Annotated in this window: 13 protein-coding genes; all 13 read right to left on the bottom strand. The window is 30.4% G+C overall.

Annotation, left to right across the window (positions count from 1 at the left end):
- Positions 1-74 precede the first annotated feature (74 nt).
- A complete protein-coding gene (locus H8S20_RS06260) occupies positions 75-1,034 on the bottom strand; it encodes a patatin-like phospholipase family protein (protein ID WP_243177535.1) in 960 nt (319 codons plus the stop codon).
- Between the two features lie 79 nt (positions 1,035-1,113).
- Positions 1,114-2,163 carry a flavodoxin-dependent (E)-4-hydroxy-3-methylbut-2-enyl-diphosphate synthase gene (gene ispG / locus H8S20_RS06255; protein WP_032118160.1) on the bottom strand — a complete coding sequence of 350 codons (1,050 nt, stop codon included), beginning with the start codon at positions 2,161-2,163 and terminating at the stop codon, positions 1,114-1,116.
- Between the two features lie 11 nt (positions 2,164-2,174).
- On the bottom strand, positions 2,175-3,194 hold the full coding sequence (locus H8S20_RS06250) for a M50 family metallopeptidase (protein ID WP_032118159.1): 1,020 nt from the start codon (positions 3,192-3,194) through the stop codon (positions 2,175-2,177).
- A gap of 11 nt (positions 3,195-3,205) precedes the next feature.
- Positions 3,206-4,366, bottom strand: a complete 1,161-nt coding sequence (locus H8S20_RS06245) for a 1-deoxy-D-xylulose-5-phosphate reductoisomerase (RefSeq protein ID WP_186859560.1) — start codon at positions 4,364-4,366, stop codon at positions 3,206-3,208.
- A gap of 210 nt (positions 4,367-4,576) precedes the next feature.
- Positions 4,577-5,371 carry a phosphatidate cytidylyltransferase gene (locus H8S20_RS06240; protein ID WP_186859559.1) on the bottom strand — a complete coding sequence of 265 codons (795 nt, stop codon included), beginning with the start codon at positions 5,369-5,371 and terminating at the stop codon, positions 4,577-4,579.
- A 17-nt stretch (positions 5,372-5,388) separates the two neighbouring features.
- A complete protein-coding gene (gene uppS, locus H8S20_RS06235; RefSeq protein WP_032118156.1) occupies positions 5,389-6,144 on the bottom strand; it encodes an undecaprenyl pyrophosphate synthase in 756 nt (251 codons plus the stop codon).
- 73 nt (positions 6,145-6,217) lie between these two features.
- A complete protein-coding gene (gene frr, locus H8S20_RS06230; RefSeq protein ID WP_032118155.1) occupies positions 6,218-6,775 on the bottom strand; it encodes a ribosome recycling factor in 558 nt (185 codons plus the stop codon).
- 14 nt (positions 6,776-6,789) lie between these two features.
- Positions 6,790-7,500, bottom strand: coding sequence for a UMP kinase (gene pyrH / locus H8S20_RS06225; RefSeq protein ID WP_032118154.1), 711 nt, complete (start codon positions 7,498-7,500; stop codon positions 6,790-6,792).
- Positions 7,501-7,570: 70 nt separating this feature from the next.
- On the bottom strand, positions 7,571-8,482 hold the full coding sequence (gene tsf / locus H8S20_RS06220; protein WP_032118153.1) for a translation elongation factor Ts: 912 nt from the start codon (positions 8,480-8,482) through the stop codon (positions 7,571-7,573).
- Between the two features lie 84 nt (positions 8,483-8,566).
- The gene (rpsB, locus tag H8S20_RS06215; protein ID WP_032118152.1) at positions 8,567-9,268 is read right to left on the bottom strand and encodes a 30S ribosomal protein S2; all 702 of its coding nucleotides are present in this window, start codon (positions 9,266-9,268) and stop codon (positions 8,567-8,569) included.
- 264 nt (positions 9,269-9,532) lie between these two features.
- Positions 9,533-10,309, bottom strand: coding sequence for a GTP-sensing pleiotropic transcriptional regulator CodY (gene codY, locus H8S20_RS06210; protein ID WP_032118151.1), 777 nt, complete (start codon positions 10,307-10,309; stop codon positions 9,533-9,535).
- Positions 10,310-10,454: 145 nt separating this feature from the next.
- Entirely contained in the window at positions 10,455-12,539 is a 2,085-nt protein-coding gene (gene topA, locus H8S20_RS06205; RefSeq protein ID WP_032118150.1) for a type I DNA topoisomerase, read from the bottom strand.
- A 52-nt stretch (positions 12,540-12,591) separates the two neighbouring features.
- Complete coding sequence (dprA, locus tag H8S20_RS06200; protein ID WP_032118149.1) at positions 12,592-13,647, bottom strand: DNA-processing protein DprA; 1,056 nt, start codon at positions 13,645-13,647, stop codon at positions 12,592-12,594.
- Between the last annotated feature and the right edge of the window lies 1 nt (position 13,648).

The following is a 13,648-nucleotide window of genomic DNA, read 5'->3' as shown; positions in this document are numbered from 1 at the left end:
CAACTACATTATTATAACACAATTTTATTTTTCTTAAATAAATTTAAAACTTGTATTAATTTCTAAGTATACCTTTATGAATTAAACATTCTAAATTTATTCAATAATATCTTATTACTTTCATTATGTGTCTCTATTAAATTTTTAATACTCTTTCCTTTTAATAAAGCTACTACAATAGGTGATAAAGCAACTAAGCCGTCTCTATACCCTAAATCTATCCTGTCACTCAATGTAGATTGATTTAAATTTATTGTTCCAATACCTTGAATTGTTTCTAAATGAGCTGAAGGATATATTTCAACTATATTATTATTTTCAAAATACTTTTTATCAATTTTATCTCTATGAGATAAATAAATTACTATTATCAAATCACAATCATGATTAATAATAGGCTTTATTGGTACATTATCAGCATTTTTATTTGCATATTTAGGATTATTAATTCCTCCATCTGCATATTTGTATCCATTAATCTTTATTGGTTTAAAAATAAAAGGAATTGCACATGATGCTAATATTATATCTATTGCTTCATCATTTGAGTAATCATTCAACTTAAAATACTCTGGATGTTCTAATCCAATATTATAAGCACATGCATATATAGTCCTACTACACTCTTTTATAATATTTAAATTTATATATTCCTCTATAAATTGTCTAACTCCTGATTGAGATAATAACCCTATATCTCCTTGTCTAGCAAATAAAGTTTCTATTGTAGCTTTTTCACCAGTATATATTCTTTTTATAGCATCAGTTATATTTTTATTTCTTACACTATCTTCATTTAAAATAAATCTTGAATAATTTACACTAGCCCAGCTAGACTCTACTATATCGCTATCATCCATTAAGAACATTAATCCATTAACAGTCCCTATAGAGGTTCCTGATACAACCGATATATTTTTAGCTATATCTAAACTTTCTATAGCTTTAAAAACACCAGCTTCATATGCACCTTTAGCTCCTCCCCCTGATAAAACAAGTCCTATCTTTATATCATCTATATTTTTAGTAATCATACTAATCATCTTCCTCTCTACATTTTTATAATAATAAAAAAAGGATACATTTTAAAGTTTAAAATGTATCCTCTGTTTATTAAAGTTTCTCTATTTCTTTCATTAACTCTTGAATTAATTCATCTTCCTTAACCTTTTTAATTATTTCTCCTTTTTTGAAGATTAATCCTTCTCCATTTCCTCCAGCAATTCCTATATCAGCTTCCCTTGCTTCTCCTGGTCCGTTAACAACACACCCCATTACTGCAACCTTTATATTCTTATCACAATTTTCAAGCCTTTTTTCAACTTCTTCTGCAATCTTTATAAGATTAATTTGTGTTCTTCCACATGTAGGACAAGATACAAAAGTCATACCTTGCTTTCTTAACCCTAATGCAATAAGCATTTCTTTTGCAACTTTTATTTCTTCTATAGGATCACTTGTTAATGATACTCTAATTGTATCTCCAATTCCTTCAGCTAATAATGTGCCTATTCCTAAAGTTGACTTTATTGTTCCTCTGAATACTGTTCCAGATTCAGTTACACCTAAATGAAGTGGATAATTACATTTTTGGCTCATTAATCTATATGCTTCTATCATCATAGGAACATCTGAAGATTTTATTGAAATTACTATATCATAAAAATCTAATTCCTCTAATATCTTTACATGTCTTAGGGCCGATTCCACTAACCCCTTTGCTGTTGGTTTTCCATCTCTCTCTAAGATATCTTTTTCTAAAGATCCAGAGTTAACTCCAATTCTTATTGGAATATTTTTTTCTTTTGCTGCTTCAGTTACTATTTTAACTCTTTCTACACTTCCAATATTACCTGGATTTAATCTTATTGCAGATACACCATTTTCTATTGATTTAAGTGCTAACCTATAATCAAAATGTATATCTGCTACTACCGGCATAGGTGAATTTGCACATATATCTTTTAAACTTTCTGCTGCCTTCATATCTGGAACTGCACATCTTATTATTTCACATCCAGCTACATGTAATGCTCTTATCTGATCTAAAGTTGATTCTACATCTCTTGTATCTGTATTGGTCATAGATTGAATACTTACTGGTGCATCTCCACCAACATAAACACTTCCAACCTTAACTTTTCTCGTTAATTTTCTCTCCATATTTTCATCTCCTAAAGTTTAACTGGGAAAATTATATCTTTTAATGTTACTATTATCATAAATCCTATTAAAATCATAAACCCAACATAATTTACAGCTCCAACTATTTTATCTGGAACCTTTCTTCTTGTTATCAATTCTATAAGTAAAATAACTGTCCACCCTCCATCTAAAGCTGGGAATGGTAATAAATTAAATACTGCTAAATTTATACTTATAAACGCTAAGAAATATGCTAGTGTATATATTCCACTTTTAGCTGCTTGACCTGATATTTTTATTATAGTCACAGGTCCTCCTACATCAGTTTTAAAGTTAAGCTTACCTGTTACTAATAGCTTTAAGCTCTTATATGTCTGCCCAACCAAAGATATTGTTTCATTAAATGTCGCTTTAATCGATTCTCCTATTGTAGGTTTTTCTACAGCAGAATAATAAAATCCGATTTGATATACTTGACTTCCATTATCTTCTACTAACTTAGGGGTAATAGATAATTCTTTTTTCTCCCCATTTCTATCTACCAATAGATTTACATTATCTCCCTTTGATAATTGAATCCCTATAGAGACATCACTAGGAGTAAAAACTTTTGAACCATCAATCTTTAGTATCGTATCTCCTGCTTGCAATCCTGATTCAAATGCTGGCGAGTTTTCTACTACCTTACTTACTGTTTGAGTGCTAAATCCTCTATTGAAGAAAAACACTGTAAATATTACCAATGCAAAAAGTATATTCATAGTTGCTCCAGCAAGGATAACTGAAATCCTTCTTATTGGCGATTTACTAGAGAAACTTCTCTCATCCTCAATAACTTCTTCCTCACCTAACATCTTAACATAACCCCCAATAGGGAATAGTCTTAATGAATATTGTGTCTCTTTTCCTTTATGAGAAAAAACCTCTGGGCCCATCCCTATTGAAAATTCCTCTACCTTTATTCCATTTACCTTAGCCATAATGAAATGTCCTAATTCATGGACTATTATAAGTAAACTAAAGCCTAGTATAGCTGCTATTATATACACTTACCTTCCTCCTAACACCATTTATTTCTTATATATTGTCTTACTCTGCAATCTAAATCTATAATATTTTCTAAAGTTAACTCATTACTTTTTTCTTCTTTAAAGTATTCCAATGATTCTTCAATTATCTCAGCAATTTGTAAAAACTTAATTTTTTCTTCTAATAATAATGCTACTGCTTCCTCATTGGCACCATTTAAAATAGTAGTAGCAAGCCCACCCTCTTTTCCTGCTTTATACGCAAGATCTAAACATTTAAAAGTATGTAAATCAGGCTTTTCAAATGTTAGTGTTGCTATTTCATAAAAACTTATAGGTTTTGCAATTCTCTCTACTCTATCTGGATAATTTAAAGCATATTGAATTGGCAATCTCATATCTGGTGATCCTAGTTGGGCTATAATACTAGCATCATTGTATTCTACCATAGAATGTATTATGCTTTGTGGATGAACAACGACTTCGATATTGTCATAATCACAATCAAATAAGTAATGTGCTTCAATAACTTCTAATCCTTTATTCATTAAGGTAGCTGAATCAATAGATATCTTTTTTCCCATATTCCATTTAGGATGCTTTAGTGCTTCATGAACTGTAACATTTTTAAGTTCTTCTAATTTCTTTCCTCTAAATGGTCCACCTGAAGCAGTTAGAATTATTTTATTTATATCTTTTGAAGTATACCCACTTAATGACTGAAATATAGCACTATGTTCAGAATCTACAGGAAGTATTTTAACGCCCTTCTCTCTTGCTTTATTCATTACAAGTTCACCTGCAACTACTAATGTTTCTTTATTTGCAAGAGCAATATCCTTTCCAGCTTCTATTGCTGCCATTGTAGGTTTTAAGCCTATCATCCCCACTACCGAAGTAACTACTGTATCAATTTCTTCTAATGAAGCTATTTCTATTAAACCTTCAATTCCTCCTAATACTTTTATCTTAAGATTATTTGCATCACAATAATCTTTTATATCTTTAGCACAATTTTTATCCATCATAGCTACATATTTAGGTGAGAATTCATCTATAATTTCAATTACCTTCTTAACAGAAGAGTTTGCTGTAATTCCTATAAGATTTATTTTATTAGTTGAATTTCTAATAACATCTAGTGTTTGTGTTCCTATTGAGCCTGTCGCCCCTAAAATTGAAATGTTTTTCATCTTTACCTCCTACGTTTAAAATTTATATGTTTTACTAAACAATATAAATTATGTAATTCCTTATAAACATTTTATATTATTCCGTATAGAAAAACAATTATTGTTACCTTCTTTTAATTATATAATTAAACTCGCTAATACATTACTTATTTTTCATATAAATAATACTAAAATAGGAGCCATTAAAAATAGCTCCTATTTTAGCATTATTTATATTTTAACAATAAAAGTTAAGTAATAAAATACTACCATCCCATTAAATAAAATAGAGTCAAATCTGTCTAATATTCCACCATGTCCAGGTATTATATTTCCATAATCTTTAATTCCAACAGCTCTTTTAACTGATGATGCTACTAAATCTCCAAACTGTCCCATAATTCCACATAAAGCACCAATTAAAAAGTAATGTATTAAATCTACTCCAGGTACATATTGGCCGATAATTATTCCAAAAACTCCACAGCCAATAACACTCCCTAGGAATCCTCCTAATGCACCAGCAATAGTTTTCTTAGGACTAACTTTTGGACATAATTTTTTCTTTCCTAAATATTTACCACTATAATAAGCTAAGGTATCACAAAGCCAAGATCCGATAAATACTAACCATATTAAATATTGTCCTCCTATCTTATTATTAATGATAGGTAAAAAGCTAAATAATATTCCTACATATATAAACCCTAAAATAGTTACAGCTACATCCATAAACGAATATTTTAAGTCTATAACTGGAATTATCAATGCTATTACTGTTACAAATATAAGTATATACATCATATTTTCGAAATTATTATTGATTAAATAATATATAGCTAATAGAATGTATCCTATTATAGGTAATGAATTTATTTCCTTGCTTTTAAGAGCATTATAAAATTCGTATAATCCAATGGCTGAAATTACTATTGTGAATAGCTTTAACGGCATTCCCCCCAAAAATACAAATATTAATAGGGGTGCAAGTATTAACGCTCCTAAATATCTACTATTTGATTTCAATATTTCCACCTCAATTATTATACTCCACCAAATCTTCTATCTCTGTTTTGATAATCATAAATAGCCTTTTGTAAATCACTTTCACTAAAATCAGGCCAATTTACATTAGAGTACCAGAATTCTGAATAAGCGCATTGCCATAATAAAAAGTTACTTATTCTTTGCTCTCCTGAAGGTCTTATGATTAAATCCGGATCTGGAGAGTCTTTTGTATATAAGTAATTGCTTATTAAATTTTCGTCTATATTTTCCTCGTTCACATTTCCAGACTCTACATCAGAAACTATATTTTTTATAGCTCTAACTATTTCATTTCTACCACCATAATTAAACGCAACATTTAAGACTATACCTTTATTATTTTTTGTTAAATCTATTGCTTCGCAAATTTTTTCTTTAACAGCGCCTGGTAAAGCATTAATATCACCTAAAATTCTTAAAATTACTCCATTTTGATGTAAACCTTCTACTTCATTAGTTAAATATTGTACTAATAATTTCATTAATGCATCTACTTCATCTTTTGGTCTTTTCCAATTTTCTGTAGAAAATGCATATAAAGTAATATATTTTACACCTAATCTATCAGCTTCTTTAAGGATTCTTCTAATAGTTTCAACACCAGCTTTGTGTCCCATTGATCTTGGAAGCTTTCTTTGTTTAGCCCATCTTCCATTTCCATCCATAATTATAGCTATATGCTTAGGGATATTATCAAAATCAAGTTGAATCTCTTCTTTATTCTCTTTATCCTTCTTAAACAACTTAAGCATATTTAACTCTCCTTTATCACAAAGCAACTTTTGAAAAATATATTATGGAAAAAAACCTGCTAAATAGCAGGTTTTAAATTGACATAATCTCTTTTTCCTTAGCTACTATTATTCCGTCTATTTCTTTAACGAATAAATCAGTCTTCTTTTGAACGCCTTCTTCAGCCTTTTTAACTTCATCATCAGATAAGTGTCCATCTTTCTTTAACGCTTTAATCTTTTCATTAGCATCTCTTCTTATAGATCTTATAGCTATTTTAGCTTCTTCACCAACAGACTTAACGTTTTTAACAAGCTTCTTTCTTGTCTCTTCTGTTAATTCTGGAACTAATAATCTAATTACTGATCCATCACTTGAAGGATTTATTCCTAAATCTGACTTTAATATAGCTTTTTCTATTTCCTTTAATAATGGTTTCTCCCATGGAGTAATAACCAACATTCTTGCTTCTGGAGCAGAAATATTTGCTACTTGAGATAATTGGCATTGACTTCCGTAATAGTCCACAAAAATTCTATCAAGCATTGTTGGATTTGCTCTTCCAGCTTTCATTGTTGATAAATCTGAAGTTAAAACTGAAACAGTTTTTTTCATTTTAGATTCCGCATTATTAATTATGTCTTTAATCATATTTTACCTCCTTATTACTTAGATACTATAGTACCTATCTTTTCACCTTTAATTGCTTTCTTTATATTACCTTCATCACTAATTCCAAATACTAATATTGGGATATTATTGTCCATACATAGAGTTGTTGCAGTTGTATCCATAACTTGTAACCCTTGTTCAATAACTTCCATATATGTAAGTTTATCATATTTTTTTGCATCTGCAAACTTATTTGGATCCTTATCGTATACACCATCAACATTTTTAGCTAATAAAATAACATCTGCCTCTATTTCTGCTGCTCTTAATGCTGCTGCTGTATCAGTTGAAAAATATGGATTACCTGATCCTGCTCCAAATATTACAACTCTTCCTTTTTCCAAATGTCTAACTGCTCTTCTTCTTATAAAAGGCTCTGCAATCTCTTTCATCTCTATAGCTGTTTGTACTCTAGTTAAAACTCCAATACCTTCTAAAGCATCTTGTAATGCTAAAGCATTTATACATGTAGCTAACATTCCCATATGGTCTGCAGTAGTTCTGTCCATTCCTTCTCCAGTTCTACCTCTCCATATGTTTCCTCCACCTACAACTAAACCAACTTCTACTCCCATATCTACTAAAGATTTTACTTCTCTAGCAATTCTTCCAACTGTTTCAAAATCAAATCCAAAACCAGTTTCTCCTGATAACGCTTCACCAGAAACTTTTAACATTACTCTTTTATAAGCACACTTTTCCATGGAAATTCCTCCCGCAATCTGTATAATATAATTTCTAAAAAAAGAGAACACAAAAGTGTTCTCCTTGATATTACATACCCATAGTCTTAGCTACTTCTGCTGCGAAGTCTTCTTCAACCTTTTCGATACCTTCTCCTCTTTCGAATCTAGCGTATCTAGTGATAGCTATTGGAGAACCAACTTCTTTAGATTTTTCTTCTAAGAACTTAGCTATTGATTTATCTCCATCTTTAACCCATGCTTGATCTAAAAGACAAACTTCTTTATAGTACTTTTGAATTCTTCCCATAACCATTTTTTCAACAATCTTTTCTGGTTTTCCTTCATTTAATGCTTGAACTCTGTAGATCTCTTTTTCTTTTTCTAAAGCTTCGTTATCTACTTGTTCTCTACTTAAGAATAGAGGATTTGCTGCAGCAACTTGCATACAAACTTCTCTAGCAACTTCTTCTAATACAGCGCTATCTGTATCACAAGAAACTTCTACCATAACTCCGATTCTTCCACCACCATGGATGTAGCTAGCTATAGCACCATTTTCTATGTTGAATTTAACGAATCTTCTAACTGTCATGTTTTCACCTAACTTAGCTATTAAAGCTGTTAAAGCTTCTTGAACAGTAGTTTCTCCATCAAATTTTTCAGCAACTAATTCTTCAATAGTTGTAGCTGAAGTTTTAGCAGCCATTTCAGCTACTTTGTTTGCAAATGAAACAAAGTCTTCGTTTGCAGCAACGAAATCTGTTTCACAGTTAACTTCTACCATACCAGCAGTTTTCTTATCTTCGCTTACGAAAGTCTTAACTATACCTTCAGCAGCAACTCTACCAGCTTTTTTAGCAGCAGCAGCTAATCCCTTTTCTCTTAAAAATTCAACAGCTTTTTCTATATTTCCTTCAGTTTCAACTAAAGCCTTTTTGCAGTCCATCATTCCTGCACCAGTCATTTCTCTTAATTCTTTAACTGATTTAGCAGTTATCATCCTAAATTCCTCCTTAACATTAAATGTAAACCATATTTTAGGTTAAAAGGTAAATGAAGTTACCCTCACCTACCTCTTAAAATATTATTCAGCTAATTGTTCACCTTGTCTAGCTTCGATAATTCCATCAGCAAGTTTAGCAGTTATTAATTTAACAGCTCTTATTGCATCATCGTTACCTGGAATTACGTAATCTACTTCTTCTGGATCACAGTTTGTATCAACTATAGCTACTACTGGGATTCCTAAAATCTTAGCTTCAGATATAGCGTTCTTTTCTTTTCTTGGATCTACTACGAACATAGCTCCAATGTTGTTAACGTCTAAGTTTCTGATACCACCAAGGTTATTTTCTAATTTTTCCATTTCACCTTTTAATTTTATAACTTCTTTCTTAGGTAAAACTTCAAAAGTTCCGTCTTCTTCCATTTTTTGTAACTTTTCTAATCTAGCTATTCTAGTTCTTATAGTCTTAAAGTTAGTTAACATACCACCTAACCATCTGTTGTTAACGAAGTGCATGTTTGATCTTATAGCTTCTTCTTGGATAGCTTCTTGAGCTTGCTTCTTAGTTCCTACGAAAAGGATATCTTTTCCTTCTGCAGATACTTCTCTTATGAAGTTATAAGCTTCTTCAACCTTTTTAACTGTTTTTTGAAGATCGATTATATATATTCCATTTCTTTCTGTGAATATATAAGGAGCCATCTTAGGGTTCCATCTTCTAGTTTGGTGTCCAAAGTGAACTCCAGCTTCTAATAATTGTTTCATTGATATAACTGACATTTTGTTACCTCCTGGTTTTTTCCTCCACAGTCTTCATTTTAATAAAGTTTCCTTATAAGGCACCAACTTTATTTATTGGACTATGTGTGTATTTTGTTACCTAGGATAGTATAACACATGCTATATATCCTAGCAATAAAAATTTTTCAACTTTTTTAATCTTTATATAATAGTTCTCTACTTTTATTATTATTGCCTAAATTTTATAAAAATAATTATAATAATTTTTTCATATAAAAAAAGCTGTGAAATACACAGCTTTTTTTATTTCATCTTTTTTAATTCATAAATTAGCTTTTCATTTAAAATCTTAATATGAGTTCCCTTCATACCTAAAGACCTTGACTCAATTACTCCAGCACTTTCAAACTTTCTTAAAGCATTAACAATTACACTTCTAGTAATTCCAACTTTATCAGCAATTTTTGAAGCAACTAATAATCCTTCATTTCCTTCTAATTCATTAAATATATGTTCAATAGCTTCAAGTTCTGAATAAGATAATGTTCCAATTGCTAATTGAACCACAGCTTTCTTTCTAGCTTCTTCTTCTAATTCATCTTGCTTAGCTCTTAGTATTTCCATTCCTACCACAGTAGCACTATATTCTGCTAAAACTAAATCTTCATCTGTAAATTCCTCACCAAATCTAGCAAGAAGTAATGTTCCTAACTTTTCTCTGTTTCCAATTATAGGCACAACAGTTGAAATTTTATCTCTCATTGGACATTGTCCTTCACCCTCAAAGACGCATAATCCTTTATTCTTAATATTAGATATAGTTTGTGATGCACTTAATAAATCATCATTGTATATTCCTGGGAACATTTTGTCATTAACTACATAGTTTCTCATTATTTCACATTCGAAGTTTTCTAAAAAAGTATGTCCTAAAATTTTACCTTTTCTACTTATTATATAAACATTAGCACAAAGCACTTCACTTAAAAGTGAACATATATCTTCAAATGCTACTGGTTCAGTTCCGCCCTTTTGTAATATTCTATTTAACTTTCTCGTCTTATCTAATAATGATGACATCAATATCATTCCCCTCATTTAACCTTATAATATTCTAAATTTTCTAAATAGCTTAATTCTCATAGATATAATCATACTAACATAAGCAAATAAACATTTCAACATTTTTTACATATTTTCGACAAGGTTAAATTAAGGCTTTTCTCTATTCTGGCTTATCTTCTATTTTTTTAGTTTCATTACATTCAGTGTTAGAGCATTGGGCGTATTTTCCTTTTGTCTTACTAAATTTTAACACCATATAAGCTCCGCACTTATCACATTTTTCATTTAACGGTTCATTCCAACTTACAAAATCACAATTTGGATAATTTGAACATCCAAAAAACTTTTTACCCTTCTTGCTTTTTCTTGCTAAAATTTTTCCACCACATTTAGGACAAGGGACATCTAATTCCTCAACTATAGGCTTAGCGTTTTTACAGTCTGGATATCCTGGACATGCTAGAAAATCTCCATATCTTCCATGCTTTATAACCATCATTCTTCCACACTTATCACAAGGAACATCACTTACCTTATCTTCAATAACTACTTTTGAAACTTCTTTTTCAGCTTTATCTATAGCTATTTTTAAAGGTGCAAAGAACTCTGCTACAACTTCAGTCCAAGATTCACTTCCCTCTTCTATATCATCTAATTTTCTTTCCATATCAGCAGTAAAATCTACATCTACTATTTGTTTAAAATAATCTGACACTATATTATTAACTATAAATCCTAACTCTGTTGGTATTAAATTTTTCTTTTCTCTTACTATATACTCTCTACTTAATAAAGTCGATATAGTTGGCACATAAGTACTTGGTCTTCCTATTCCCTTTTCCTCTAATAGCTTTACAAAAGAAGCTTCTGTGTATCTAGCAGGCGGTTGCGTAAAATGTTGCTTACCGTCAACTGAATTAGAAGCTAACACTTCATTTTCTTCTAACTCTGGTAATAATACATCACTCTCTTCATCTTCAGTTGTATAATCATATACTTTCATAAACCCATCAAACTTCATTGTTGAACCAGTTGCTCTAAACTTATAATCTCCATTAGTTATATCAATACTATTAGTATTTAATTCACAAGCAGCCATCTGACTAGCCACAAATCTCTGCCAAATCAATGTATATAACTTATATTGCTCTGGAGTTAAATTACTTTTCGCTACTTCCGGTGTTATTTCAACATAAGAAGGTCTTATAGCTTCATGAGCATCTTGTATATTTTTTTTGCTTTTATAATTTCTAGGAGCACTTGGTGTATATTCTTCTCCATAGCTATTAGTAATGAATTCACGGGCTTTTCCTTGAGCCTCTTCAGAAATTCTTACAGAATCTGTTCTCATATAAGTAATTAAACCGACAGTTCCATAACCTTTAACCTCAACACCTTCATATAACGCTTGCGCTATAGACATAGTTCTCTTAGTAACAAAATTCAACTTTCTAGATGCATCTTGTTGTAATGTACTAGTAGTAAAAGGTGGTAATGGATTCTTCATTTTCTTTCCCTTTTTAACAGCAGAAACTCTATATTTATCCTTTGATAAATCTTGAATTATTCTATCAGCCTCACCTTTACAATCTATCTCTATCTTCTTATCTTTATATCTTAATAGTTTAACAGGAAATTTCTTTTTATCTTTTTTAAGTACTACATCTACAGTCCAAAACTCCTTTGGTATAAATGCTTTAACTTCCTCTTCCCTATCACAAATAAGCTTTAAAGCTGCAGATTGAACTCTACCAGCACTTAGTCCCCACTTTACATTTCTCCATAAAATAGGACTAATTTCATACCCTACCAATCTATCTAATATTCTTCTCGCTTGTTGAGCATCTACTAAACTTTGATCTATCGCTCTAGCTTCTTTTATTGAAGATTTTACCGCCGTTTTAGTTATTTCATTAAATACTATTCTACAACTATCTTCAGGTGATATCTTTAAAATATTTGCTAAATGCCATGAAATAGCTTCTCCCTCTCTATCAGGGTCAGTTGCCAGATATATTTTATCTGCTTTTTTTGCACTCTTTTTTAATTTATCTATTAATTCACCTTTTCCTCGTATTGTAATATACTTCGGAGTAAAATTATCCTCTATATCAACACCTAATTTACTTTTAGGTAAATCTCTTACATGCCCCATTGAAGCTTCAACAATATAATTTTTTCCCAAATATTTCCCTATTGTTTTAGCTTTAGCAGGTGATTCCACTATAACAAGTTTTTGGCCCATTTCACAAACTCCTATTTCACTTATTTTAGGAGTTCTTCACCCCCATTTATCATTAATTTATTCTCGCATAATAATTGCCTGGTAAACAAATTATTTCGTTTCTATTTTGCATTTCAAATAATAACTCAAACAAAGCCATTCTGTCAACATTTACACATTGGATTATTTTATCTAAATGAATTGGTTCACTACTTAGAACATTATTTAAAAGTAATTTTATGTCATTATTTTCTATTTTTTTCTCTTCTTTTTTAATCACATTAAGAAAATAGTATAAATCATCTAGCTCAACAAATACTTTTGCACCATCTCTTATCAATAAATTACATCCTTTGCTATTAGTATTGGAAACCGGCCCAGGTACAGCCATAACATCTCTTCCGTATTGCAATGCATAATTTACTGTTATTAAAGATCCACTTTTAACAGTTGCTTCTATAACTATTACACCTCTACTCAATGCTGTTATTATTCGGTTCCTCCTAGGAAAATTATACGGCATCGGTTTTGTATTAGGTAAAAATTCCGATATCAACAATCCATTCTTTTCAATCTCATTATATACTAACTTATTTGCTCTTGGGTAAATTATATCTATTCCACAACCTAGCACCCCAATTGTTTTTATCCCTCTACTTAAACACTCTTTATGCGCTATAGCATCAATTCCATAGGCTACACCACTTACTACTCCATAATCCATATTCCTTAACTCTCCTACGATTTGCCTAGTAACAACCTCACCATAAGTGCTATTTTTACGAGATCCAACTATAGCGACCATATTATAATTTAATAAGGATACATCTCCTTTATAAAATAATACATAAGGTGCATCATCTATTTCCTTTAGCCTTTCTGGATAATACTCTGAATTTATTGTTACATAATTAATATTATTCTTGTTAATATACTGAAACAATGCGGTTCCTTGACTTATCGTAGTAGATTTTAATCTTTCATATTCTCCACCTTTATATATGTAGCAATTATCTATACTATCAATATTATTATAAATATTTTCTTCATTATTATACTTTTTAATTAATTCTATTTTAGTTTGATTAGAAATATTCGCTACTATAAACCATAATTCATACTCTCTCATT

Source organism: Clostridium hominis (assembly GCF_014287825.1).
Classification (GTDB): Bacteria; Bacillota; Clostridia; order Clostridiales; family Clostridiaceae; genus Clostridium; species Clostridium hominis.
Note: the sequence above shows the minus strand (reverse complement) of the source record. Positions and strands in the feature narration are given on the sequence as shown.